Genomic DNA, 26,157 nt, shown 5'->3' on the forward strand with positions numbered 1-26,157 from the left:
ATGAGTGCTGCCAGCGGCACCGTCTACACCATCGCCCCGGGCCTGCCCTTCGTGGACGCGCTGGCGGCCGGCATCCTGGCCCAGGTGGGCGAGGATCCGCTGGCCCTGTCACGGGTGACGGTACTGCTGCCCACGGTGCGCGCCGTGCGGGCGCTGCGCGAGGCGTTCCTGCGCCTGTCGCGCGGCCGGTCCATCCTGCTGCCCCGCCTGTCGCCGCTGGGTGACGTGGACACGGATGAGGTGGTGTTCACGCAAGGCGGCGCCGATCTGGACCAGGCGGTGCCGGCGCTGCGCCGGCAATTGCTGCTGGCCCGCCTGGTGATGCGGGCCCCCGACCTGGCGGCCACGGCGGCCCAGGCCACGCGCCTGGCGGCCGAACTGGCCAGCCTGCTGGACGAGGTGCAGACGGAGGGGTGTTCCTTCGGCGATCTGGCCCGCCTGGTGCCGGACGACTATGCCCAGCACTGGCAGGTGACGCTGAAGTTCCTGGAGATCATCACCCAGCATTGGCCGGCCCTGCTGGCCGACGAGGGCGGCGTGGACCCGGCGCGGGAACGGGAACAGCGCCTGAAGGCCCTGGCCGAGACCTGGACGGCCAAGCCGCCCCCCGGCCCCGTCATCGCTGCCGGTTCCACCGGCAGCATCCCCGCCACCGCCGACCTGCTGGCCGTGGTGGCCCGCCTGCCCCAGGGCGCAGTGGTCCTGCCCGGCCTGGACCTGGAGTGCGACGCCGCCACCTGGCAGGAACTGGACGAGGCCCATCCGCAATCCGGACTGAAGCGACTGCTGGACCGGCTGAAGGTGGAGCGGGCCGATGTGCGCCCCTGGCCCCTGCCCGCCGAATTGCCGGCCTCGCTGGACGCGGGGCGGCGCAGCCACCCCGCCCGCGCCCGCCTGATCGCCGAGGCCCTGCGCCCCGCCGGCACCACCGAGGCCTGGCAGGATCTGCCTGGTGGTCCCCTGGCCACCCAGGCGACCGAGGCCCTGGCCGGCCTGTCCCGCCTGGACGCCGCCACCCCGCAGGAGGAAGCGTCCGCCATCGCCCTGATGATGCGGGAGGTGCTGGAGACCGACGGGCGCACGGCGGCGCTGGTGACGGCCGACCGCGACCTGGCCCGCCGCGTGGCCCTAGCCCTGAAGCGCTGGGACATCGCGGTCAACGACAGCGCCGGCCGGCCGCTGACGCAAAGCCCGGTGGGCAGCTATCTGCGCCTGCTGGCCGACTGGGCGGCCGACGCCACGCCGCTGGCCCTGCTGGCCCTGCTGAAGCACCCGCTGGCGGCCGGCAGGCAGAACGCCATCCACTTCCGCACCCAGGTGCGCGACCTGGAACGCGCCGTGCTGCGTGGCCCCCGGCCGGCCGACGGCTTCGACGGCCTGCGCCTGGCCTTGTCGCAGGCCGAGCCCCGGCGCTTCGACGCCTATGGCGATCCGGATTCCCATCGCGCCCGCCTGACGCAGTTCGTGGACCATCTGGAAGGGCTGCTGCGTCCCCTGCTGGCCGCCATGATGGGAGCCGCCCGTCCCCTGACCGACTGGCTGGACCTGCACATGCGCACGGCCGAGGCCCTGGCCGCCAGCGATGAGGTCAAGGGCGCCGACCGCCTGTGGCGCCAGGACGATGGTGAGGCGGCCGCCGCTTTCGTGGATGAGGTGATGGACGCCGGCCACGACTTCCCCGAATTGGGCGGCCCCGACTATGCCGGCGTGATCAGCGCCCTGATGGTGGGCCGCGCCGTGCGCCCGCGCTATGGCCTGCACCCGCGCCTGTACATCCTGGGCCTGCTGGAGGCGCGGCTACAGCAGTTCGACGTCATGATCCTGGGGGGACTGAACGAGGGCACCTGGCCGCCCCAGGCCAAGGCCGACCCCTGGCTGTCCCGTCCCATGCGGGAGCGTTTCGGCCTGCCCACCCCGGAACGCCATCTGGGCCAGACGGCGCACGACTTCGCCCAGGCCGCCGGCGCCCCCACCGTCATCCTGACCCGGTCGGAACGGGTGGAGGGCACGCCCACCGTGCCGTCGCGCTGGCTGTTGCGGCTGGACACGGTGCTGAAGGCGCTGGGCCGCCCCCGCGCGCTCAACGCCGGCATGGGTCGCTGGACCGCCTGGGCCGACGGCATGGACACGCCCGCCGCCGTGCGTCCCTGTGCTGCCCCCGAACCGCGCCCGCCGGTGGAGGCGCGCCCCCGCCGCCTGTCGGTCACCCAGGTGGAGACCTGGATGCGTGACCCGTACGCGCTATACGCCCGCCATGTCCTGAAGCTGGACGCGCTGGAACCGCTGGACGCCGATCCGGGCGCGGCCGAGCGCGGCACCCTGATCCACGATGCCCTGGACGCTTTCGTGAAGGCCTATCCCGGCACACTGCTGCCGGAGGACGCGCTGGCGCAGCTGACCCGCTTCGGCCGCCAGTTCTTCGCGAAGTACAGCGGCCAGCCCACCCTGGAAACCTTCTGGTGGCCCCGGTTCGAGCGCATCGCCGCCTGGTTCATCGCCCTGGAGCGCGACCGCCGGGCCGGCGGCATCCAACCCCTGGCGACCGAGGCGCGGGGCAGCCTGATGGTGGAGGCGGCGTACAAGCCGTTCGAGGTCATCGCCAAGGCCGACCGCATCGACCGCCTGCCCGACGGATCCATCGCCCTGATCGACTACAAGACCGGCATGCCGCCGCGTGCGAAAGAAGTGGAGCTGGGTTTTGCCCCGCAATTGCCGCTGGAAACCGCCATCGCCCTGGGCAGCGGTTTCGGTTTCCGCGCCGAGGCGGTGGAGCAACTGGCGTTCTGGCGCCTGACGGGCGGGGAACCCGCCGGCCAGGTGGTGGCGTTGAAGCTGGACCCCGGCCAGTTGGCGGCCGAAGCGGTGGAGGGCTTGCGCCAGTTGATCGACCTGTTCGACCAGCCATCCACCCCCTACCGATCGCAGCCCCGGCCGGGCATGGCGCCGCGCTATTCCGATTACCTGCACCTGGCGCGGGTGGCGGAATGGTCGGTGGGTGATGGGGGTGAGGCATGAACGATGTGCGCGAGCGCCCGATCGACCCGACGGTGAAGCAGCGCCAGGCGTCGGACCCCCGGACGTCCGTCTGGGTGGGGGCATCGGCGGGAACCGGCAAGACCAAGGTGCTGACCGACCGGGTGGTGCGGCTGATGCTGGCCGGCACCCTGCCCGGCCGCGTGTTGTGCCTGACCTTCACCAAGGCGGCGGCGGCGGAAATGGCCAACCGCATCGCCGAGCGCCTGGCCGGCTGGGCGGTGATGCCGGACGGCGACCTGACCCTGGCGCTGGATGAGCTGAACGGCCGGCCGCCGACACGGGATGAGGTGCTGACCGCCCGCCGCCTGTTCGCCCGGGTTCTGGACACCGCCGGCGGCATGAAGATCCAGACCATCCACGCCTTCTGCCAATCGCTGCTGCGCCGCTTCCCCCTGGAAGCCCGGCTGCCACCGAATTTCGAGGTGATGGACGACCGCACGGCGGCCGAAGCCCTGGCGGAGGCGCAGGCCCACATGCTGGCCTCGGCCCAGGAACGCCCGGACACGGCCCTGGGCCGGGCGCTGGCCCGCCTGGCCGGCGCCCTGAATGAGGAGAGCTTCGGCGACCTTTTGGGCGACCTGGTAGCCCAGCGCGGCCGCATCCGCCGCATCCTGGAAAGCCATGGTGGCCTGGACGCCACCATCGCGGCCCTGTTCCGCCATTTGGGCGTGGCACCGGGGGAGAGCGAGGGGGGCGTGCTGGCCGCCGGCTGCCGCGACGACGTGCTGGACGTGGCGGGCCTGCGCGCCGCCTGCGCCGCCCTGGCCGAGGGCACCAAGACGGATGTGGAGCGGGGCATCGGCATCCAGCTGTGGCTGGACCAGATCGACCGGCGCGTCGCCGACCTGGACGCCTACCGCCGCCTGTTCCTGACGGCGGAAGGCACGGTGCGGGCCAAACTGGCCGGCAAGGACGCCACGGCCGCCAACGCCCGCGCGCCGGACATCCTGGCGGCCGAGGGTCAGCGCCTGATCGACTTGCAGGAAAAGCTGCGCGCCGTCACCGTGGCCCATTCCACATCCGCCCTGCTGACCCTGGCGGAAAGCATGCTGGAGGGGTACCAGCGCTGGAAGGCGGGGCGCGCCCTGCTGGACTTCGACGACCTGATCCTGGCGGCCAGCGCCCTGCTGACCGGCGACGCCCAGGCCTGCGCCTGGGTGCTGTACAAGCTGGACGGCGGCCTGGACCATATCCTGATCGATGAGGCGCAGGACACCAACCCGGAGCAATGGCGCGTGGTCAGCGCCCTGGCGGAGGAATTCTTCGCCGGCCAGGGCCAGGCGGAAACCAACCGCACCCTGTTCGTGGTGGGCGACGAGAAGCAGTCTATCTTCAGTTTCCAGGGCGCCGACCCGGCCGAATTCGCCCACATGCGCCGCACCTTCCAGGCGCGGGTGGAGGCGGCGGAACAGCCTTGGGCCACGGTGGACCTGGAAACCTCGTTCCGGTCGGTGGGTGCGGTATTACAGGCGGTGGACACGGTGTTCGCGCAACGCGAGGCGCGTGATGGCGTGTCCGGCGGCGACATCCTGCACCGCCCCTTCCGCCAGGGCATGGCGGGCAAGGTGGAGCTGTGGCCCCTGGTGCGGCCGGGCGACAGCCTGGAAAGCCCGGCCTGGGCCCCGCCCCTGCACCATGAGCCGGAGGACAAGCCCGCAGCCCGCCTGGCCACCGTCATCGCCGACCAGATCGCCCACTGGCTGGCGAAGGGGGAGGTGCTGGAGGCGCGCGGCCGGCCGCTGACCGCCGGCGACATCCTGGTGCTGGTCCGCCGCCGCAACGCCTTCGTGCAGCAGTTGGTGCGCGCGCTGAAGGACCGGGGCGTGCCGGTGGCCGGTGTGGACCGCATGGTGCTGACCGAACAGCTGGCGGTGATGGATCTGATGGCGGTGGGCCAGTTCCTGCTGATGCCCGAGGATGATTTGACCCTGGCCACCGTGCTGAAGGGGCCCTTCGTCGGCCTGGGTGAGGACGACCTGTTCACCATCGCCCACGGCCGGCGCGGCCATCTGTGGCCGGCGCTGGTCAAGCGGGCGGAGACGGACGACCGCTTTCGCCCCGCCTATCTGTGGCTGCGCGGCCTGCTGGGGGCCGTGGACTACACCGCGCCCTATGAGCTGTTCGCCGGATTGCTGACCCGGGCCTGCCCGGCGGATGGGGCCAGTGGGCGCCGCGCCCTGCTGGGCCGGTTGGGGGCGGAGGCGATCGACCCGGTGGATGAGTTCCTGAGCCTCAGCCTGGCCTTCGACCGCACCCATCCGCCGTCGCTGCAGACCTTCCTGCACTGGCTGGCGGCCGGGCAGACGGAGGTGAAGCGCGAGCTGGACGTGGGCGCCAAGCAGGGCGGGCCGCCGGGCGGCCAGGTACGCATCATGACGGTGCACGGATCCAAGGGCCTGCAGGCCCCCGTGGTCATCCTGCCCGACACCACGCGCAAGCCGGTGGCCAGCCCCCGCATCCTGTGGCCGCAAGGACAGGACGGCGGCGTGCCGCTCTACGCCCCGAGGCGGGAACAGGAGGACAAGGCCAGCCGGATAGCCCGGGCGGACGCAGACCGCCGGCGCGACCAGGAATACCGCCGCCTGCTGTACGTGGCCCTGACCCGGGCGGAGGACCGCCTGCACGTCTGCGGTTACGAGGGCAAGACCGCCACGGGCGACGACACCTGGTTCCGCCTGACGGAAAAGGCCCTGGCCACGGTGGCGCCCAGCCAGCCCTTCGACCTGACCCTGGTGTCGCGCCAGGGGTGGAGCGGCGATGGCCGCGTGCTGTCGCAGCCGCAGACCAGGCCACCGGTCACCAGGGCGGCGACGCGGGAGGGGACGGAGGACACACCGCCACCCCCCACCTGGCTGTCGGCCCCACCCCCGGCCGAGCCCACGCCGTCGCGCCCCCTGGCGCCGTCGCGGCCCGACGCGGAGGAGCCGGCGGTGCGATCCCCCCTGGGCCAGGGCGAGGCGCGGGAGGCGCGGCGCTTCAAGCGCGGCACTCTGATCCACAAGCTGTTGCAGCTGCTGCCCGAAATGCCGGTGGAAGGGCGGGCGCACGCGGCAAGGCGCTGGCTGGCCCGGCCCGGCCACGGCCTGGCCCCGGCGGACCGCGCGGAGATCCTGGCCGAAACCCTGCGCGTGCTGACCGACCCGCTGTTCGCCGACCTGTTCGGGCCTGCCAGCCGGGCGGAAGTGCCGCTGGTGGGCACGGTGGGCACGCGGCCCCTGGCCGCCCAGATCGACCGGCTGGTGGTGACGGACACGGAAGTACGGATCGTCGATTTCAAGACCAACCGCCCGCCGCCCCTGACCCCGGACGAGATCCCGACGCTGTACGTGCAGCAGATGGCGGCCTACCGCGCGGCCCTGCGCCAGATCTATCCCGGCCTGGAGATCCGCTGCCTGCTGCTGTGGACGGACGGTCCCCACACCACCGAGGTCGATCCCGCCCGCATGGACGCCATCGCGCTGAATTGATGCAACCTCTCGGCCGTCGCCGGGTTGATTGCCCTGTCAACCGACGGGAGATGACGAGGATGTCCGACTACACCCTGTATTACTGGCCCGTGCCGTTCCGCGGCGAATTCATCCGCGCCATCCTGGCCCACGCCGGGAAACGCTGGGACGAACCCGACGTGGACGCCCTGACCCAGGCGATGGAGGCCGCACCCACCGACCAGCCGGTGCCCTTCATGGGACCGCCGGTGCTGGTCGACCGGGCCAACGGCTTCACCGTGTCGGAGATGCCGGCCATCGCCCTGTACCTGGGCGAGACGCTGAGCCTGGTGCCGGACACGGCGGAGGGCCGGGCCATGACCGTGAAGATCACGGCCGACGCCAACGACGTGATCGATGAGATCACCCTGGATGGCGGGCGGGAGATGTGGACGCCGGAAAGCTGGGCCAAGTTCCAGCCCCGGCTGAAACGCTGGATGGCCATCTGGGAAGCCGGCGCCCTGGCGCACGGCGTGACCAAGGATGGCGGCTTCCTGCTGGACGGCGGCGCCATCGGCGTGGCCGACATCATCACGGCCACCCTGTGGTCCACCCTGCGCCGCGTGTTGCCCGGCACCGGCACGCTGCTGGACGCCGAGGCACCGCTGGTGGCGAACCTTAGCCGCCGCGTCTGGACGACACCGGCCCTGGCCGCCTGGGACAGGGAATCCGTCAGGCTCTATGGCGACAGCTATTGCGCCGGGCAGATCGAGAAATCGCTGAAGAAGGTCGCCAACACCTGACCCACGCTGGAGCAGATCGCGTAAAGGCGGAATCGCCTTGAAGCGTGAATCTGCTCGCCAAACAAAGGCTTAGAGCCTGTTACGTTTCCGATTAAACGCAACAGGCTCTAACTCAACCGCCGGTTCCATTCGCGGTACAGCCGTTCCGCCTCGTCCGGCCCCACCAGGATTTCGATCAGGCGCAGATTGTTGAACATCTGGCGCTTGACCTCGGGGTTGGTGCGGGAGTCCGGGGCCGACAGCATGCGGTCGGTCTGGCGGTCGATCTCGCGCCGGATGTCGGTGATCTTGGTGCCGACCTCGCGCTGGATGCCCAGGCTGCCGGCCAGCTTGGCGGTGCGCTTCAGGGCCAGCGCGGTGGATTCGGCCCGCTTCAGACTGTCGGGTGCGGTGGTGATGCCGCCTTCGGCCGGGAACATCAGGTCGTTCAGGGTCTGGCCCACGTCGCCCAGCACGGTGGTCAGCACGAAGCCGCCGATCTCCCCCCGTGCCGCCGCCACGCGGTCGGTGATCTTCTTGTCGCGCAGCAGGGCGACCGTGTCGTTGATGGAGGTGAGGCCGTCGGTCAGCCGTTCGGCCGCCACCGCCAGGCTGCCCAGCTTCTGTACCGGGTCAGGTGGTGCCAGCCCCGGGTCCGTCGGCGGCGGGTTGCTGACGACGCCGGTCTGGCGCAGCAGGTTGCCCACCACCACGCCCGACAGGTCGCGGGTCAGCTGGTCGCGTTCCACCACGCCGGCGCCGCTGACCCGCAGGTCGGCCAGCATCTTCAGCGCCACGCCGGGCCGCAGCATGCGCGCCGTCAGCACCAGCAGCACCGGGGCGGCCGCCTTGGGGCTTTCCGTGCCCAGGCGGGCCAGCACGCCGCGGATGGCCTCGACATGGAATTCCGCCAGGTCGCCGATGGGCCGTTCCGGCAGACGCAGCTTCAGTTCCTCGATCTCCGCACCCAGCTTCAGGACGTCGCGCAGGATTTGCAGCTGGCGCAGCACGTCGTCGTCGCGGCCGAAATGCTCGGCCATGAAGCGCAGATTGGCCTCCGCCTCGGCCACGATGTCCACCATGGCCTGGGACCCGGCCTCCCACAAGGGGGTGGCGATGCGGCTGAGCGCGCGGGGATCGCGGGGATCGGTCTTGAGGATGGCCTGGCCCGCATCCGCCACCAGGGCGGGATCCAGCCGGGTGACGACCACGTTCCAGCAGGGTGCCAGCGTGCTGCGCGACACCCGTTGCAGCCGGCGGCTGTAGGCCATGGGATCATCGAACAGATCCTCCGCCGGGCGAAAGAACAGGCGCGACACCGTGGGCCGCCGGGGCGGGCGCAGCTGCGTCAGGCGGGGGCGCATGGCCTCGAACGCGCCGGCGATGCCGGGCTTGTCGCCCAGCTGTTCCAGCAGGGTGTAGATTTGCAGGAACTTGACGTCGCTGAGTTTCGTGGCGTCGCGGGCCAGGTTTTCCCACTGCGCCACGGCGGCGGGATCACTCATGTCATCACCGCCTTAAGCGCCTCGATCCGCATCACGGCGTTCATGTCCAGCCCGCCCCCCCGGGCGTCGTCGCCCGGTCGATGCCAACGGGCCTGGATCTTGGCCAAGGCGTCCATCTCGGCGAACGACGGCTCCCGCCCGCCTTCACCCTTGGGCACCAGGGGAACCAGGCGGAACATCTCCCCCATGGTGGATTGCTGGGCTTCCTGCGGGCGGTCGGACACGCTGTCCCACAGGCGGCCCAGGAAGGGCCAGCCATCCAGCAGCCAAGCCAGGCGCTCCACCTCCTCCGCCACGGCGGCGCGCATGGCGGGGAAGTCCCGGGCGATGGCGGCCAGGTCGCGGCAGCGCGTATCCGCCCGCGCCACGCGGTCGCGCGCCAGCGCCAGCGTGGCCTGGGCGGCGGTGCCGACGAATTCCGCCAGACGCGCCACTTCGGACAGGTCGGACCGGGCCCACTGTGCCAATACTTTGACCAGGGTCTCCAACTCCGTCACCTGCACACGCAGGCGGCCCAACTGCCCGCATTGCGGCAGGCCCAGGGGTGCTGCGACGGTGCTGAGCGCATCCACCCGCGTCACCATCTCATCCGGCGGCAGGCCGACGCGCTGCGCCAGCTGGGTCAGGGCGGCGCGCACCAGCCGGCGACTTTCCGACCCCGTCATGCCGGTGGCCAGCAAATCACCCGGATCCATGCGCGCCAGGCGCAGCAGTTCCGTCACCAGGGTGAACTGGGTCAGCGCCTGGTAACCCTGGTCCAGCGCCAGGGCCCGTTCCGCCGCGGTCGACGCGTCGCCGCCGGCGACGCCGGTGGACTGCACCATCAGTACCGCGCCGCGCACCGCTTCCGGCGTGTGGCGATCCACGGCCAGCAGCGCGTCGTACAGCAGGCGGTCGTGCAGGGTGACGGTCATGACCGCCGGCAGCGAGCGCCAGGGCATGATGTAGAGTTCGCGGCCGCCCTTGAAACCCTGGACCAGGAATTCCGGGTCGCCCTGCCGCGTCGGCCGCATGCGCGCCTGGCTGAGCATCGGGGTGGTGAAGGGGATCGCGATGCCGCGGTCCACGAAGGTGCCTGGCGCCGTATCCAGCTTTCTCGCCTGACTCATCCCGGCTCCCGCGCACCGTTTCGTCCCGCCCGGGACCGGACCCGTGCCACGGATCCGCCCCGTTTCGACTATAGGCCGGGGCCAACAGCGGGCGAAGGAAATGTTGACCGGAATTCAAGAGGGGCCAGCCCATCCCCAGACCCCCGCTTGGGCCCGCCTTGACCGTACCGACCCTGCCCCCCTACATTTAGCGGGACGACGGACGTGGGCCCCCCACGTCCACCTACCGGTACCAGGGTAGGGCCACGGGAACAGGGTGCCCACCCAACGGGGCCCTATAGAAGGATAGAAGTGATGAGCGAGAATACGGTGAAGGTGACGGACACCAGCTTTGACACCGACGTGCTGAAGGCCCCGGGCCCGGTGCTGGTGGATTTCTGGGCGGAATGGTGCGGCCCCTGCAAGATGATCGCCCCGTCGCTGGACGCCATCGCCGGTGAGCTGAGCGGCCAGGTGACCGTGGCCAAGCTGGACATCGACAGCAACCCCAACACCCCCGGCAAGTACGGCGTGCGCGGCGTGCCCACCCTGATGCTGTTCAAGGACGGCCAGGTCGCGGCCACCAAGGTCGGCGCCCTGCCCAAGCAGGCCCTGGCCGATTGGATCAAGTCGGTTCTCTGATACCGCGCGGCGTTTGATCGGCCACGATCAAACGCCCCCCTCAGGCGCCGGGCGCCAGCATCCGCTGGCTGGGCTTATCCTCCCTTTCCGGTCCGCCTACGGCTCCCCGGAAAGGTCCGGCGGCTGCGGTCGCAGCCTACGGCGGCACAAGGTGGGACCTCGTGCCGCTGGTATGAAAGATGATCCGCGGGCGGTGACGTCTGCGGTGTTTGAAGGAAAAGGCGGGCGCCCCCGGTGGCAGCCCGCCTTTTTCTTGCGCCCGTGTCACGAAAGGACGCGGCCCGGAATTCCAACCTAACTTTGCGACTAATATTGATTCGCATTAACTTTTTCGTTAATTTTCCCCGCTTGATGAAGGGGAAGATAAAAAATGATAACAAAATCAGAGATTTCATACCTGGCCTTGATGGTGGCGACCCTGCTGGCGCCGGCCGGAGCGGCCCTGGCGGCGGACGCGTCGAACGCGGCGCCGGCGGAGGCGCCGATCGAGGAAATCATCATCACCGGTGAGAAGGCCGGCCGCACCCTGAAGGAAACCACCACCAGCGTCGCGGTCACCACGCCCGCCCGGATCGAGCAGGAGAACATCCAGTCCATCCAGGACATCTATGACCGGACGGCCAACGTCTCACAGACCTATGGCGCCGCCGGCTTCACCATCCGCGGCATCGGCAACGCCGGCGTGTCGGGGGCGGGCAAGGCGGACGCGGCCACCGTCTACATCGATGGCGCGCCCATCCCCAGCGCCGCCCTGTTCGGCGGCCCCACCGACATGTGGGACGTCGCCCAGGTGGAGGTGCTGCGCGGCCCGCAGTCCACCATCCAGGGCCTGAACGCCATGGCCGGGTCGGTGGTCATCACGACGCGCGAGCCCACCGACCATTGGACCGCCGACGCCCGCATCAAATGGACCGACCAGGACGAACGCACCTTCTCCGCCGCCGTCGGCGGCCCGCTGATCCAGGATGAGCTGGCCTTCCGCCTGTCGGCCGAACGGCGCGACGACCAGGGCCTGATCAAAAACACGACGCTGGGCGGCTATGACGACGCGCTGCAATCCACCGATCTGCGCGGCAAGCTGAAATGGACGCCCAAGGCCATCCCCGACCTGACGGCGGTGTTGAGCTACAACCGCACCCGGCGTGACGGCGGTTACCTGTACGAATATGTCCGCACCGACGTGCCGGACTTCTACGACAACCGCACCTCGGCCTCCAACCGGCCCAACATCGGCGACGTCGATACCGACATCGCCACCCTGAACCTATCCTACAAGCTGTCCGACACCCTGACGCTGACCAACGTCGCGTCGTGGAACCAGTTGAAGCAGCGCGCCAGCCAGGACGGCGACGGCACGGCGGTGGATTCCCAGTACATCGACAACCGCACCAAGGCGACCACCTATACCGAGGAATTGCGCCTGAATTACCAAGGCGAACGGCTGAGCGGCCTGATCGGCGGCTGGTACTACAACCGCGACCTGACGCTGGACGCCGCCAACCAGATCAACGTCACCACGCCCACCGCCACCATCGCCAGCCTGCTGCGCTCCGCCGGTTTTCCCACCGCCACGGCCAACGCCATCACCGCCAGCTATGCCGCGGCCTTGCCGGTCATCCCCGTGGCCTACCAGTCCCAGCAGCCGGAAAGCGTGCAGACCGCCGCCCTGTTCGCCGACGGCCGCTATCGCCTGACCGACCAGCTGTCGCTGCTGGCGGGCTTCCGTTATGACCATGAGCAGAACCGCTATGGCGCCGGCACCACCACCCGCTTCACCGGCACCTATCCCGACCCCGCCGCCTTCGGCGCCGCCGGCACGGCGCTGAACAGCGCCATCCGGGCCATCAACAGCGGTGTCGCCGGCATCGTGGCGCAAGCCGCGTCGGCCGCCGGGTCCAATGAGCGGACCTTCGACGCCTTCCTGCCCAAGCTGGGCGTTTCCATGGAATGGACGCCGGACCTGACCACCGCCTTCACGGTGCAGCGCGGCTATCGTTCCGGCGGGTCCAGCCAGAACGCGGCCCACGCCACCCTGGTGCCCTACGATCCGGAATACAGCTGGAACTATGAGGGATCGATCCGCTCAAGCTGGCTGGACGGCACGCTGGGCCTGAACGCCAACGCCTTCTACACGGACTGGAGCGACCAGCAGGTCACCGTCTTCCTCAGCGACAACACCTACGACTACAACACCGTCAACGCCGGCAAGTCGCACCTGTACGGGTTCGAGCTGGAGGCCACGCACAAGATCAGCCCGGTGGTGGACTGGTACGCCTCCGCCGGTTACGTGCGCACCAAGTTCGATGAGCTGAACCTGCCGGCGGGGTCCACCACCACCGTCAGCCTGGCGGGGTCGGAATTCCCCTACGCCCCGCACTGGACCCTGGCCGGCGGCGTGAACCTGCATTTCGGCGGCGGCTTCGTCGGCAACCTGAACGCCAACTGGCGCGACGCCGTCTACACCTCCGTCGGCACCAACCAGTCACAGTACCGGGTGGACGCGCGCACGGTGGTCAACACCCGCGTCGGGTACGAGACCGACCATTGGGGCGCCTATCTGTTCGTCGCCAACCTGCTGGACGAGAAGTACGAGCAGTACGTCTACGCCGCCCAGAACCGCGCCATCCTGGGCGCCCCGCGCACCATCGGCGGCACGCTGGAGGTGCACTGGTAAAGCATGCCCCGGGGCATGAGATTTGACTCATGCCCCTAGAGCGGAACGCGATCAGGTGGAATCACCTGATCGTGTAAATCCGCTCTATCATGAACAGCTTAAGAGCAAGATGCGATCACACGTGATCGCATCTTGCTCTAGAGCATTATGATTTTAGGTTGGTCCATACCCGCAACTTTTGAAGTAGTTTGAGCATTCCGCTGGCGTAACAGTATCCATGGTCTTTACGATGCTCTTGCAGAGGGCCTCGATAGATCGTGGCTGGGCCTCACGCAAAGAATGCTTGAGCTTGGAGAAGAACTTCTCGATGGGGTTCATGTCCGGGGAGTATTTTGGTAAGAAGATTAACTTAGCGCCGGCGTCGCGGATGGCCTTGCGAACGGGCTTGGCCTTGTGGGAGGGAAGGTTGTCCATGATGACGACATCGCCCTTGCTCAAGGTCGGAGCGAGAACCTCCTCGACATAGACCTGGAAGCGCTGGCCGTTGACGGGCTTGTTCAAGAGCCAAGGAGCCTCGATGCGGTCATGGCGCAGGGCGGCCAGGAAGGTCATGGTGTTCCAATGGCCAAAGGGCGCCTTGCCGACAAGGCGCTCACTGCGCGGCCCCCATCCTCGGAGTGGCGCCATGTTGGTTTTGGTCCAGGTTTCGTCGATGAACACCAGGCGGGACGGATCGACCGACGCCCGGTGCTTCACCCATTGCGCTCGTCGGTGGGCAACGTCGGGGCGGTCCTGCTCGCTGGCGACCAGCGTCTTTTTTTATAAGTCAGCCCCTGGCCACGGACGAACTCCCAGACCGAACGGTAGTCGACCTTCAGGCCGCGTTCCCCCAGTTCCGCGATCAGGACGGCCAGGGTGAAGGGCCGCTCCTGGCAGCGCGCAACAAGCCAGGTGTGATGGTCACCGGATATCTTCTTGGGCTTGTGACCGCCCATCTGACCAGGGGCGACGTCACCCGTCTCGTTCAGGCGCTTCATCCACCTGATCGCCGCGCTGTCGCTCACACCGAACCGAGCCGCCGCCTGACGCCGCGACAGGCCCCCCTGAACTGCGGCCACTACCCGTTCACGAAGATCCATTGAATACGGACGACCCATCGCCACTGCCTCCATCTCAAGACAGACGCAGTGAATCAGAGGCCCAAATAAATGGGAATCCCCCTTACCGATTCAGCCTTATTTCAAAATGCTCTAGGCCGCGACTGCGGCCACCGGAGTTTTGTGGGGAGCCGAAGGCGGACTGCAAAACGAGGATAGCCAAGCCGCCGGATGGTGGCGCCCGGCGACTGAGGGGTGGGCTAACCGTTGTCGGCCAGGATGGCGCCCGCCAGGTACAGCGACCCGCAGATCAGCGTGCGGGTCGCCGCGTCCTGGGCCAACTGGGCCACGGCGTCGGCCGGGCTGGCGGCCTCGCTCACCTGGCCGATGCCCACGGTGCGGGCGGCCTCGGCGATGTCGGCAGCGGGGCGTGTCGCCTCCTCCCCCGGGATGGCAATGGCCACCAGGCGGCGGACATGGGGGGCGATGGGCGCCAGGAAGTCGGCCGGCACCTTGCTGGTTATCATGCCGACCACCAGGTCCAGCGATTGGTCGCCTTCGGTCCAGCTGGCGGCCTGGTGGCCCAGCACCTCACCCGCCGAGTCGTTATGGCCGCCGTCCAGCCACAGCTCGGTGGACGGCAGCAGGGCGGCCAAGGGCCCCTGGGTCAGACGCTGCAACCGGCCCGGCCATTCCACCGTGGCCAGGCCCCTGACGATGTCGGCGTCCTGCACCGTCAACGGCACGTGGTGCAATGCGGCGATAGCGGTGCCGGCGTTGCCGATCTGGTGGGCGCCCAACAGGCCGGGCATGGGCAGATCCAGCACCCGGCCATAACCTTCGAAACGGAAACCCACGGCCGTGGGCAGGGCCGACCATTCGGCGCCGGCCAGGAACAGCGACGCCCCCAGCACGGCAGCACGCTCACGGAAGACGGACAGCGGCACGTCGGGCGCCTGCGGGCCCACCACCGCCGGCCGGCCGGCCTTGAAGATGCCGGCCTTCTCGCCCGCGATCTCAAACAGGGTCTCGCCCAGGAACTGGGTGTGGTCGAAGGAGATGCGGGTGACCACCGACACGGCCGGCGCGTCCACCAGGTTGGTGGCGTCCAGCCGCCCGCCCAGGCCGGTTTCCAGCAGCAGCACGTCGGCCGGCACCTCGGAATACGCCAGGAAGGCGGCGACGGTGATGATCTCGAAGATGGTGATGGGTTCGCCCTGGTTGGCGGCCTCGCACCGTTCCAGCAGGTCGATCAGCTGGGCATCGTCCACCAGCTTTCCCGCCAGGCGGACACGCTCATTGAAGCGCACCAGGTGGGGACTGGTGTAGACGTGGACCTTGTGGCCCGCCGCCTCCAGCATGGCGCGCAGGAAGGCGATGGTGCTGCCCTTGCCGTTGGTGCCGGCGACGTGCACCACGGGGGGCAGATGATCCTGCGGCCGCCCCAGCCGGTCCAGCAGCCGCTGTACCCGCTGTAGCGACAGGTCGATGACCTTGGGATGCAATTGGCCCAACCGGGCCAACACCTGGTCCAGATCGCTTACCATTTCCCCCTCAATCGCCGGTCGTGGCCTAATACGCGCGGCCTTTGATCGTGACCGATCTAAGGCCCCCTCAATCGCCGGGCGCCGGCATCCGCCGGCTTGGCTTGTCCTCGTTGCGCCCTGCGGTGCTCACTCCGGCGGCTGCGGTCGCAGCCTAAGCGGCATGAGTCAAAGTCTCATGCCGCTGGTTTTGTTTTAGGTCTTAACGGTTTTTACCGACGGCCACGGGACGCGGGCGGCCTTCGGTGGGGATACGCACCACGTCGGCGCCGGGGCCGGGGCTGCGCAGCAGGTCGATCAGGCGGGCCAGCATGCCGCGCATCTCACGACGGTGCACCACCATGTCCACCATGCCGTGTTCCAGCAGGTATTCCGACCGCTGGAAGCCTTCCGGCAGGGTCTCGCGGATGGTGCTTTCGATCACGCGGGCGCCGGCGAAGCCGATCTGGGCGCCGGGTTCGGCCAGGTGGATGTCGCCCAGCATGGCGAAACTGGCGGTCACGCCACCCGTGGTCGGGTCGGTCAGGATGACCAGATAGGGCAGGCCCGCCTCTTTCACCATCTCGGCCGCGATGATGGTGCGCGGCATCTGCATCAGCGACAGGATGCCTTCCTGCATGCGCGCCCCACCGGAGGCCGGCACCACGATCAGCGGCGCCTGCTGCAGCACGGCCAGCTTGGCGGCGGCCAGCAGGCCCTCGCCCACCGCCATGCCCATGGAACCGCCCATGAAGGTGAAGTCGAAGGCGGCAACCACGGCGGCGCGCCCGTCGATGCGGCCATGCGCCACGACGATGGCGTCCGGCCGGCCGGTCTTGGACTGCGCGTCCTTCAGGCGGTCGGTATAGCGCTTCTGGTCGCGGAACTTCAGCGGATCCACCACCGGCTTGGGCAGCTCAATGGTCTGGAAGCCGGGGTCCAGGGTCATGCGCAGGCGCTGCATCGGGTCCAGGCGCATGTGGAAGCCGCAATGCTGGCAGACGTGCAGGTTCTCTTCCAGGTCGCGGTGGAAGATCATCGCGCCGCAGGACGGGCACTTGTGCCAGAGGTTGTCCGGCACCTCTTTCTTGGACACCAGGGCCTGAAGCTTGGGGCGGACGAAATTAGTGAGCCAGTTCATGTGCTTAACCTTGGAAAGACATTCGCCGGACCGGGACCGGCGCTGACAAACACCAGCGGGGGCGGCACCATGCGGTGCGCCCCCGATAGGCGAAAGCCGATCTTGTAGCCTATTTCCGCGCGCCGCGCACCCCGGCCGCCAACTGTCCCACGAAACCCAGCACGTCGGGCACCAGGCCCGGCTGTGGCCGGCCCTCGCCATCCAGGTTGGCTTCCAGGCGGCGGACGATGGCGCTGCCCACCACGGCAGCGTCGGCCACGCGGGCCACGTCGGCCGCCCCTTCCGGCGTGGTGATGCCGAAGCCCACGGCCACCGGCAGCGGCGTGCCGGACCGCAGATGCGCCACCGCCGTGGCGATGGCGTCGCTGGTGGCGGAACCCGCACCGGTGATGCCGGCGATGGAGACGTAGTAGATGAAGCCCGAAGTGTTGGCCAACACCGCCGGCAGGCGCGCCTTGTCCGTGGTCGGCGTCGCCAGGCGGATGAAGTTCAATCCGGCGGCCTGGGCCGGCAGGCACAACTCGCCATCCTCTTCCGGCGGCAGGTCGACGACGATCAGGCCGTCCACCCCGGCCACCTTGGCGTCCACCAGGAAGCGGTCCACGCCATAGGCGTAGACGGGGTTGTAATAGCCCATGAGGATGATGGGCGTGTCGGCGTCCGTCTCCCGGAACGCCCGTACCAAGTCCAGCGTCCGGGTCATGCGGGCGCCGGCGGCCAGCGCCCGCAGGGTGGAGGCCTGGATGGCCGGGCCGTCCGCCATGGGATCGGTGAAGGGCATGCCCAACTCGATCAGGTCGGCACCGGCGGCCGGCAGCCCCTTCAGCAGGGCCAGGCAGGTCTCATGGTCCGGGTCGCCGGCGGTGATGAAGGCGACCAGGCCGGCGCGGCCCTCAGCCTTCAAGGCGGCGAAACGGCGGTCGATACGAGAAGAAGTGGCGCTCACAGGCTGACCCCCAGTTCGGCGGCGACGGTGAAAATGTCCTTGTCGCCCCGGCCGCTGAGGTTGACGACCATCAGGTGATCCTTGGGCAGGCTGGGCGCGCTGCGAATGACTTCAGCGAGAGCGTGGGAGGATTCCAGGGCGGGGATGATGCCCTCCACCCGCGACAGGCGCTGGAAGGCGGCCAGCGCCTCCTGATCCGTGGCGCTGACGTAGGTCACGCGGCCCACGTCGTGCAGCCACGAATGCTCCGGCCCGATGCCGGGATAGTCCAGCCCGGCGGAGATGGAGTGGCCTTCCAGGATCTGCCCGTCTTCATCCTGCAACAGATAGGTGCGGTTGCCGTGCAGCACGCCGGGACGCCCGCCGGTGAGGGAGGCGGCGTGCGCCCCCGTCTCGATACCGTGGCCCGCGGCCTCCACCGCCGTCATGGCGACGCTTAGGTCATCCAGGAAGGGGTGGAACAGGCCCAGCGCGTTGGACCCGCCGCCGATGCATGCCACCAGGGTGTCGGGCAGGCGGCCTTCCGCCGCCAGCATCTGCTCGCGCGTCTCGCGCCCGATGATGGACTGGAAGTCGCGCACCAATGCGGGATAGGGGTGCGGGCCGGCGGTGGTGCCGATGATGTAGAAGGTGTCGGTGACGTTGGTGACCCAGTCGCGCAGCGCCTCGTTCATCGCGTCCTTCAGCGTGCGCGAGCCGGAGGTGACGGACTTCACCTCCGCCCCCAGCAGCTTCATGCGGAAGACGTTGGGCTGCTGGCGGGCGATGTCGACCTCGCCCATGTAGATGGTGCAGGGCAGGCCGAACAGGGCGCAGACGGTGGCGGTGGCCACGCCATGCTGGCCGGCGCCGGTTTCCGCGATGATGCGGGTCTTGCCCATGCGCTTGGCCAGCAGGATCTGGCCGACGCAGTTGTTGATCTTGTGCGCGCCGGTGTGGTTCAGCTCCTCGCGCTTCAGGTAGATCTTGGCGCCGCCCAGTTGGGCCGTCAGCCGTTCCGCGAAGTACAGCGGGCTGGGCCGGCCGACATACTGGGCCAGGTAGTAGTCGAATTCCGCCTTGAAGGCCGGATCGTCCTTGGCGGCGTCATACGCCTTTTCCAAGTCCAGGATCAGCGGCATCAGGGTTTCGGCGACGAAGCGCCCCCCGAAGATTCCGAAATGTCCGTGCTCGTCTGGACCGGCGCGGTAGGTGTTCAAGCTCATGGGGGCGCTCTCACGTCATCGTCTGGGCGGCACCTGGTTGGACTCGAGGTGCCGCAGGCCGCCGACGATAACGGCCCTGGCGGCGAATTCAAGGCCGGCACGCGCGCGGACGTCCGGATGCCCGCCATGCGTACACGGTGCCACCGGTGAAATTTAATTGCTCGGATCAGGCCCGCGGCAACTGAACCGTGAACACCGCCCCCAGCACCTTGCCGTTGGCGTCCGTGCGGTTGACAGCGAAGATCTTGCCGTTATGGGCATCGACGATCTGTTTGGAGATGGACAGGCCCAGGCCGGAATGGGTCCCGAACTTCTCGCCCGCCGGCCGTTCGGTATAGAAGCGGTCGAAGATCGCCTCCGTCTTGCCGGCGGGGATGCCGGGGCCGTCGTCGGTGCAGGTGATCTCCACCCTGTCGCCCGCCACCTTGGCCGCCAGCACCACCTTGCCGCCGGGCGGCGAGAAGGACAGGGCGTTGGAGATCAGGTTCTGGAACACCTGGGTCAGGCGGCCCTCGATGCCCGGCACCACCAGGTTGCGGTTGGCCGGCGGCAATTGCACCTCCACCTTCACCGGCGCGGGCGCCCCATCCTCGACGTCCTGGCCCAGGGTGGCGTCGTGGATGTCGTGCAGCATGGTCAGCATGCGCCGCAGATCGACGGAGTTGGCCTCCGCCCGGCTGAGTTCCGCGTCCAGCCGGCTGGCGTTGGAGATGTCGCTGATCAGGCGATCCAGGCGGCCGACATCGTCGGCGATGATGGCCAGCAGCTTGCGCAGCCGTGTCTCATCCTTCACCAGTTGCACCGTCTCCACCGCACTGCGCATGGAGGTCAGGGGGTTCTTGATCTCATGCGCCACGTCGGCGGCGAACCGTTCGATGGCATCCATGCGGTCCCACAGGGCGGACGTCATGGCGCGCAGGGACTGCGACAGGTCGCCGATCTCATCATGCCGGCCGGAGAAGTCGGGCAGCACCGCCTGGCGGCCGTGGCCGTACCGCACCTCGTCCGCCGCCGCCGCCAGCCGGCGGATGGGACGCACGATGGTGCTGGCCAGGTAGATCGACATCAGCACGGTCAGCACGATGACGCCGCCGAACACCTTCAGGATATTGACGCGAAATTCCCGCACCTCGGTATCGATTTCCGACCCGCCCCGGCTGATCAGTACCGCGCCCAGCACCTGCTTGTAGCGCTGGATGGGTACCGCCACCGTCAGCACCATGTCCTGCCGCCCGGCGTCACCCGCCACGCGCCAGACGTGGGTGGCGGGTTCGCCGTTCAGCGCCTTCTGCACATCGGGGAAATGGGTCCCGTCGCCCATCCGGTTCTCCGGATAGACCGGCAGATGGTCGCGGGTCGGCAAGGCGCGGACGATGGCGTTGTACAGGTCGATGCCGAACTGGGTCAGCTGGTTGCCGTCGGGCAGGGGCGCCAGCTCCTCGATCTGGACGCGGGTGCCCTTGGCCAGGCTCAGCACCCGGCTGTCGGCCTGCAGGACGCCCTTGGGGTCGAACAGGCGGAAGCGGGTGTCGGTGGTGTCGCCCAGGCGACGCACCATCTGGGCCGCCAAGGTCCAGGACAGGGTGCCCGCCGGTTCGTTGAACTCATCCGCGCTGGGCTCCATCGCCCCTTCGCCCAGGGCGCCGGCGAAGATGCGCGCCTCGGTCGTCAGGATGTCCAGCTGGCGCTGCACCAGCCAGTCCTGATAGCGCTCAAGATACAGCAGGCCGGACAGCAGCAGGGCCAGCGCCAGCAGGTTGACGGTCAGGATGTGGCGCGTCAGGGGCGAGATGACGCCATAGGACCGACGCCGACGCCGGGGCGCCACCGTCCTGCCTTCCGGGTCGGCGGCGCCCGCTTTCGCGGTCCCCCGGCCCGGGCTGCGGGCCTGGGCCGGGATCGGTCCCTCGGCCGAGGCGTCGCCGCCGCCAGCGGCCCCGCGCCAGGCCAGCATGTCCTTCAGCATGGCTTTACCTAACAGTGTTCCCTCAGGCGTCGCGGTACTTGTAGCCAACGCCGTACAGCGTCTCGATCTGGGCGAAGTCGGTGTCGGCCACCTTGAACTTCTTGCGCAGGCGCTTCACGTGGCTGTCGATGGTGCGGTCGTCGACATAGATGTGCTCGCCATAGGCCGCGTCCATCAGCTGGTCGCGGCTTTTCACGTGGCCCGGCCGCTGCGCCAGCGCCTTGACCAGCAGGAATTCCGTGACGGTCAGGTCGATCTCCTGCCCCTTCCAGGTGCAGGAATGGCGGGCGTTGTCCAGCACCAGCTCCCCACGCACCATGACGGTGCTGGGGTCCACCGGGCCGCCCTTGCCGCCGCCCGCGTTCAACGCCTCGCGCCGCAGCAGGGCCTTGATGCGTTCGATCAGCAGGCGCTGGGAGAAGGGCTTCTTGATGTAGTCGTCGGCCCCCATGCGCAGGCCCTGCAACTCATCGATCTCATCATCCTTGGAGGTCAGGAAAATGACCGGCATGGCGGAGTTCTGGCGGATGCGCTGCAACAGTTCCATGCCGTCCATGCGCGGCATCTTGATGTCCAGCACGGCCAAATCCACCGGCCGCGCGCTGAGGGCCCGGTGCGCCTCATCCCCGTCGGAATAGGTGCGGACCTCGTACCCCTCCGCCTCCAGGGCGATGGAGACGGATGTCAGGATGTTGCGATCGTCGTCAACCAGCGCGATGGTCTGAACCACGGAGTTTTCCCCTCTTCTCTAACCAACCCCGGCGGTAGCCCCCAAGGACGCCGACCAGGAACCCCATTCCACCAGAATGCCGCGCACTATGGCATGATTACGGCGGAATATGCAGCCGCCCTGCCCCCAAGGAAATATTCCGCAGAGGGTAGGGCTGATTTCCCAAAGAAATGGGTGGAGACGGCCAAGTGGCAATGCCCGGCGACGACCAAACCGAACCCCAGGACGACATTCCCGGCCCTTCAGCGCCGCCTGAGGCGGTGGATACCGCCCGCGCCCTGCTGCGTGGCCGGCCGCAGGCGACCCTGGCCACCCTGGTGGCGGCCACGGCGGAGGATGCCGGCCCCCTGACCGGCTGGCCCTACCCCTCGCTGGTCATGGTGGCGACGGACGGGTTGGGCCGACCCCTGCTGCTGCTGTCGGAACTGGCGCTGCACACCCGCGACCTGCGCCAGGACGGCCGCGCCGCCCTGCTGTTCGAGGAGACGCAGGGCCTGGAAAACCCGCTGACCGGCCCGCGCCTGTCGGTGCTGGGCCAGATGGTCCAGCTGGCGGGGGCGGAGGCCGAGGCGGCGCGGGCCGCCTACCTGGAACGCCACCCCTCGGCCGCCCTCTACGCCGACTTCCCCGACTTCCGCTTCTGGCGGCTGGACATCGCCCGCGCCCACCTGGTGGCGGGCTTCGGCCGCATCCACTGGCTGGAGGCGGGTGAGTTGGTGGGCTGACGGGCGATTACTTCCCGGCCAGCGAGCGGATAGCGCTGTATTCGTGGGTGCGGATGCCGCCGATGGCGGGCTGGCTGGCCGTCTTCACCAGGGCGGCGGCCACCACCTTGGCCGGGATGGGGCGGTACTTCTCCAGCCGGCCGCTGAGGAAGGGGCCGATCACCGGCGCCAGCATCTGGGCGTAGCGTTCCAGCGGCCGATCCTGCCTACGCTGGCCCAGCAGCAGCGAGGGGCGCAGGTAATGCTGGGAGGTGAAGCCCAGCGAGCCCACGTAATCCTCCATCATGCCCTTGGTCTTCAGGTACAGGTGCCGCGAGGTGGAATCGGCACCGACGGAGGAGACGGCGCCGAAATAGGTGGCGCCCGCCCGCCGGCCGGCCCGGCCCACGGCCACCACATACTTGAAGTCCACGTCCTGGAAGGCGGCATCGCTGCCGGCCTCCTTCCGGGTGGTGCCCAGCGCGGACAGCACGGCGTCCACCTTCACCTCCGGCGGCAGGTCGCCCAGGGTGGCGAAGTCCACCACCAGTTCCGTCAGCTTGGGGTGCTGGCGTCCGGTGGGGCGGCGCACCAGGCTGAACACCTGCGCCACGGTGGGCGAGTCCAGCAGCATGGACAGGGCGTATCCACCCACCAGACCGGTTCCACCCGCCAGCAGCACCCGCAAACCCGACGCCTGTTCCATGACCCCTGCCGTCCCTTCAATCCCTGGCCCCGAAACCCCAAGTCCGGAACCGCAAATCGCCGGGACCTTAACACGGAACCTGGGCGTTAAGGGAAGAGGCAGGGGCTCACGGGCGCTGGCGGGATCGCCCCGCCAAGCCCGGCGTCCCCCCGCCGTCCCGTGCACTGGCGTCCATAAGGGTAGTGGCGCAATTCGAAAAGTGGGCGCATCATTCCTGTAATAAATCGGGAGGCTACGATGAAAAAGGACAATCAGATCCTTCAGGATGTGCCTGCTTTCAACGCTGTCGGCCTTGGGCTGGTTTTCGGTTTGTCCGAACTGGCCGTGTATGCCGGCGCCAATGTCTTGATCCCCACCCTGGACCTTAAGATAGACGTGGCCATCCTGGCCTGGGGCGCCAGCCTCATGTTGCTGGGGCCCAGCCTGGGCCTGGCGGCGATGTATGGGCTGCACCAGGCGGCCACCGGCCACCGGCCGGGCAAACCGTCGGGCTTCGGCCTGGCGCCTGTGCCGCCAAGCCGGCCCGGATCGGATGGCAAGCCGGACGGCACGCCGCCCCAAGGGCGTCGGCCGAACTGGTTCCCCTATGATCCCGACACCATCGGACTGTTCGACCTGGACAGCCCCTATCCCGCCCTGCAGAAGGCGCCGCCCGAAAGGGAAAGACGGCCCCTGGAAGCGATGTGACGGGACAGCGTCCCCTCCGCTATCCGGGCAATCCCAAAGTCAAAAGGCCGGCGCGTTTGTGCCGGCCTTTTTCGTTGGCCGCCTGCCACCACCGCGCCTACGGCGGCACCACCATCCTACCCCATCAGGACGCCCACCGGTTGTAACGCCCACCCTTAATAGTCGTGTTCCGCCAGGGAAATGTGTATTAATTATCCAATCTGGAGGTGCGGGTTCCGATGCGTGAGGGCGTTCAAATCGTGGGTGAGGCGATGACCGGGCCGGCCGTTGGGCCGGGTGTCGTGGCGTCCTCCATGGCGAATGCCCTGGGCGTCGATGCGCCGGCCTTCGGTCCATTGGGTCTGGCGGCTGTGCTGGGCGGTGCTGAGCTGGCGGTCTATGCCGTGCTGGTTCAGACCCTGCCCCTGCTGGACCTGGGCGTCGATGCCACCCTGCTGGCCTGGGGCGTCGGCCTTACCCTGATGGGGCCCCTGATGGGCCTGGCCGCGCTGTACGCCATCCTGCAGGTGCGTCTGCGCAAGGCAGGCGACAGGATGGCGCCCCCGAACGTCGCCCAAGCGCCGCCGCGAGGGCCCCTGCCCGCCGCCACCCGCGCGATCCCGCGTCCGGTGGAGGCATCGGCCCGTTCCACCACCTTCCCGGTGGAAACGGCCCACCCGTTCAGCCATCCGGGCTGACGTCCGGCATCCCCCCGGGCACCAGCGTGGATCAGTCGAAGTCCGCGGCCAGGGCGGCGCGCACCATCTCCGGCACCATGGTCATGTGCGGGTATTGCGGGTGGCTGATGCCCAGCACGACCCGCATCCCGGGCCGGCGGAACAAATCCGCCTGCGCGTCGGCGAACGGGAAATGGATGAACTGCACGGCCGACGCCCGGCCGTCGCGGTCCGGGGCGTCCGCCGGCGCACCGGCCACCTTTTGGTCGGCGAATTCCAGCCACAGCGTATTGCCCACCCCGCCCAGGCGGCCCAGCAGGGCAGCGCGGCGCGCGGGGTCGTCGATCTCGAACATCAGGGTGGCCACCAACTCGCGGCCCTGGGGAATCAGGGGATTGAAGGCACGCAACTCATCATCGACCTGCGCATCGCCACCGCCCTCGATGAACAGCATCTCATGCACCTGGGCCCACATCGTCTCATAATTCTCAAAATGGACGGTGGCGTTGGGGCCGACGGCCAGGCGGCGATGGCGCTTCATCGCCACCAGGGCGCGGCGCCGCTCCGCCCGCACCCGGGCGTAATCCGCCATGGGCATGATGTCGTCGCGGCCGATCTGGTGACGATCCTGGGTCACGGGAGCGGGTTCCCTTCAAGGAGAGATCAGAGCCGGTCCAACGCCTTCTGGAAACGGCCGGCGTGGGTTCTTTCCGCCTTGGCCAGGGTTTCGAACCAGTCGGCGATCTCGTCAAAACCTTCATCCCGGGCGGTGCGCGCCATGCCCGGATACATGTCCGTGGACTCAAAGGTCTCACCCGCGATGGCGGCCTTCAGGTTGGCTTGCGTATCGCCGATGGGGGCGCCGGTGACAGGATCGCCCACTTCCTCCAGGAATTCCAGATGGCCGTGGGCATGCCCCGTCTCCCCTTCCGCGGTGGAGCGGAAGACGCCGGCCACGTCGTGGTAGCCCTCATCGTCGGCCTTGCGGGCGAAATAGAGATAGCGGCGGTTGGCCTGGCTTTCGGCCGAGAACGCCGCCTTCAGGTTGCTTTCGGTCTTGCTGCCCTTGAGCGGCATGGGGCCCGTGCTCCAACATCTGGTTTGCAACGGCGCCGGCGGAAAACATGGACAGCTCCCAGCCGGTGCCTTCGGCCGGTCATAAGAACCGTTCAGGCGACGGCGCCAAAGCGGAAGCTGGGGATGGCAGGCCCGCGCGCGGCGGGGGCCCCACCTTACATGGTCACTCGCCGCTGAGGCGGATGATGACGTCCACGCGGGCGACGCGGGTACCGGCCGGCGCCTCGGGCAGGCCACTGACCGCCAAGGCGTCACCCGGGATGTCGATCAGGTGGCCGTTGCCTTCGAAGAAGAAGTGATGGTGATCGGACACGTTGGTGTCGAAATAGGACCGCCCGGCCTCCACCACCACCTCGCGCAGCAGGCCCGCCTCGGTGAACTGGTGCAGGGTGTTGTAGACGGTGGCCAGCGACACCCGCATGTCGGCGCCGGACGCCTCACCATGCAACTGTTCCGCCGTCACGTGGCGGTCGAGCCCGTCGAACAGCAGCCGGGCCAGGGCCACGCGCTGGCGGGTGGGGCGCAGACCGGCACGCGCCAGGCGATCGGTGGCCTGGATGCCGGTGTCGTGGGGGTGGGTGTGATGAGCGGTCATATCTGACATATGGGCAGGGTTTCGAACCGGGA

Annotated in this window: 21 protein-coding genes; 8 read left to right on the top strand and 13 right to left on the bottom strand. The window is 68.7% G+C overall.

The window, feature by feature from the left end:
- From addB to PW843_20420, 3 genes are read left to right on the top strand one after another with little or no spacing between them, the layout of a single operon-like run.
- Window positions 1-3,015, top strand: a complete 3,015-nt coding sequence (gene addB / locus PW843_20410; protein MDE1148936.1) for a double-strand break repair protein AddB — start codon at window positions 1-3, stop codon at window positions 3,013-3,015.
- Window positions 3,012-6,503: a double-strand break repair helicase AddA gene (addA, locus tag PW843_20415; GenBank protein ID MDE1148937.1), complete on the top strand. Its 3,492-nt coding sequence runs from the start codon at window positions 3,012-3,014 to the stop codon at window positions 6,501-6,503. Before addB ends, addA begins: the two co-directional genes overlap by 4 nt.
- 59 nt (window positions 6,504-6,562) lie before the next feature.
- Window positions 6,563-7,264, top strand: coding sequence for a glutathione S-transferase (locus PW843_20420; protein MDE1148938.1), 702 nt, complete (start codon window positions 6,563-6,565; stop codon window positions 7,262-7,264).
- 107 nt (window positions 7,265-7,371) lie between these two features.
- On the opposite strand, the gene PW843_20425 is transcribed toward PW843_20420, so the two are convergent.
- Both PW843_20425 and PW843_20430 read right to left on the bottom strand, forming a co-directional pair.
- Window positions 7,372-8,748 carry a hypothetical protein gene (locus PW843_20425; GenBank protein MDE1148939.1) on the bottom strand — a complete coding sequence of 459 codons (1,377 nt, stop codon included), beginning with the start codon at window positions 8,746-8,748 and terminating at the stop codon, window positions 7,372-7,374.
- Window positions 8,745-9,857 (bottom strand): hypothetical protein, encoded by a 1,113-nt coding sequence (locus PW843_20430; protein ID MDE1148940.1) that lies wholly within the window; start codon window positions 9,855-9,857, stop codon window positions 8,745-8,747. Before PW843_20430 ends, PW843_20425 begins: the two co-directional genes overlap by 4 nt.
- Before the next feature lie 294 nt (window positions 9,858-10,151).
- Between PW843_20430 and trxA the strand changes: the two genes are divergently transcribed.
- Both trxA and PW843_20440 read left to right on the top strand, forming a co-directional pair.
- Complete coding sequence (gene trxA, locus PW843_20435; GenBank protein MDE1148941.1) at window positions 10,152-10,478, top strand: thioredoxin TrxA; 327 nt, start codon at window positions 10,152-10,154, stop codon at window positions 10,476-10,478.
- A 370-nt stretch (window positions 10,479-10,848) separates the two neighbouring features.
- The gene (locus PW843_20440; protein ID MDE1148942.1) at window positions 10,849-13,152 is read left to right on the top strand and encodes a TonB-dependent receptor; all 2,304 of its coding nucleotides are present in this window, start codon (window positions 10,849-10,851) and stop codon (window positions 13,150-13,152) included.
- A gap of 153 nt (window positions 13,153-13,305) precedes the next feature.
- On the opposite strand, the gene PW843_20445 is transcribed toward PW843_20440, so the two are convergent.
- From PW843_20445 to PW843_20475, 7 genes are all read right to left on the bottom strand, one after another.
- A protein-coding gene (locus tag PW843_20445; GenBank protein MDE1148943.1) for an IS630 family transposase occupies window positions 13,306-14,249 on the bottom strand; the annotation gives its coding sequence in 2 pieces (ribosomal slippage) (window positions 13,306-13,911 and window positions 13,914-14,249; 942 coding nt in all).
- A gap of 200 nt (window positions 14,250-14,449) precedes the next feature.
- On the bottom strand, window positions 14,450-15,736 hold the full coding sequence (locus PW843_20450) for a bifunctional folylpolyglutamate synthase/dihydrofolate synthase (protein MDE1148944.1): 1,287 nt from the start codon (window positions 15,734-15,736) through the stop codon (window positions 14,450-14,452).
- A 199-nt stretch (window positions 15,737-15,935) separates the two neighbouring features.
- Entirely contained in the window at window positions 15,936-16,853 is a 918-nt protein-coding gene (gene accD / locus PW843_20455; protein ID MDE1148945.1) for an acetyl-CoA carboxylase, carboxyltransferase subunit beta, read from the bottom strand.
- Between the two features lie 109 nt (window positions 16,854-16,962).
- Window positions 16,963-17,799 carry a tryptophan synthase subunit alpha gene (gene trpA, locus PW843_20460; GenBank protein MDE1148946.1) on the bottom strand — a complete coding sequence of 279 codons (837 nt, stop codon included), beginning with the start codon at window positions 17,797-17,799 and terminating at the stop codon, window positions 16,963-16,965.
- Window positions 17,796-19,004, bottom strand: coding sequence for a tryptophan synthase subunit beta (gene trpB, locus PW843_20465; GenBank protein ID MDE1148947.1), 1,209 nt, complete (start codon window positions 19,002-19,004; stop codon window positions 17,796-17,798). The genes trpA and trpB overlap by 4 nt, the downstream gene beginning before the upstream one ends.
- A 166-nt stretch (window positions 19,005-19,170) precedes the next feature.
- Window positions 19,171-20,970, bottom strand: a complete 1,800-nt coding sequence (locus PW843_20470; GenBank protein MDE1148948.1) for a stimulus-sensing domain-containing protein — start codon at window positions 20,968-20,970, stop codon at window positions 19,171-19,173.
- 22 nt (window positions 20,971-20,992) lie between these two features.
- A complete protein-coding gene (locus tag PW843_20475) occupies window positions 20,993-21,700 on the bottom strand; it encodes a response regulator transcription factor (GenBank protein ID MDE1148949.1) in 708 nt (235 codons plus the stop codon).
- Between the two features lie 194 nt (window positions 21,701-21,894).
- Between PW843_20475 and PW843_20480 the strand changes: the two genes are divergently transcribed.
- A complete protein-coding gene (locus tag PW843_20480; protein ID MDE1148950.1) occupies window positions 21,895-22,425 on the top strand; it encodes a pyridoxamine 5'-phosphate oxidase family protein in 531 nt (176 codons plus the stop codon).
- Window positions 22,426-22,432: 7 nt separating this feature from the next.
- Here PW843_20480 and PW843_20485 read toward each other — a convergent pair whose 3' ends face one another.
- Window positions 22,433-23,110, bottom strand: a complete 678-nt coding sequence (locus PW843_20485; GenBank protein MDE1148951.1) for a hypothetical protein — start codon at window positions 23,108-23,110, stop codon at window positions 22,433-22,435.
- Between the two features lie 237 nt (window positions 23,111-23,347).
- Between PW843_20485 and PW843_20490 the strand changes: the two genes are divergently transcribed.
- Entirely contained in the window at window positions 23,348-23,797 is a 450-nt protein-coding gene (locus tag PW843_20490) for a hypothetical protein (protein ID MDE1148952.1), read from the top strand.
- A 218-nt stretch (window positions 23,798-24,015) separates the two neighbouring features.
- A complete protein-coding gene (locus PW843_20495) occupies window positions 24,016-24,474 on the top strand; it encodes a hypothetical protein (protein MDE1148953.1) in 459 nt (152 codons plus the stop codon).
- A 31-nt stretch (window positions 24,475-24,505) separates the two neighbouring features.
- On the opposite strand, the gene PW843_20500 is transcribed toward PW843_20495, so the two are convergent.
- The 3 genes from PW843_20500 to PW843_20510 form a co-directional block, all read right to left on the bottom strand.
- Complete coding sequence (locus PW843_20500) at window positions 24,506-25,090, bottom strand: DUF3501 family protein (GenBank protein ID MDE1148954.1); 585 nt, start codon at window positions 25,088-25,090, stop codon at window positions 24,506-24,508.
- A gap of 26 nt (window positions 25,091-25,116) precedes the next feature.
- Window positions 25,117-25,530: a rubrerythrin family protein gene (locus tag PW843_20505; GenBank protein ID MDE1148955.1), complete on the bottom strand. Its 414-nt coding sequence runs from the start codon at window positions 25,528-25,530 to the stop codon at window positions 25,117-25,119.
- Between the two features lie 163 nt (window positions 25,531-25,693).
- Window positions 25,694-26,134, bottom strand: coding sequence for a Fur family transcriptional regulator (locus tag PW843_20510; protein MDE1148956.1), 441 nt, complete (start codon window positions 26,132-26,134; stop codon window positions 25,694-25,696).
- Between the last annotated feature and the right edge of the window lie 23 nt (window positions 26,135-26,157).

The sequence above is a fragment of the Azospirillaceae bacterium genome (genome assembly GCA_028283825.1).
GTDB lineage: Bacteria > Pseudomonadota > Alphaproteobacteria > Azospirillales > Azospirillaceae > Nitrospirillum.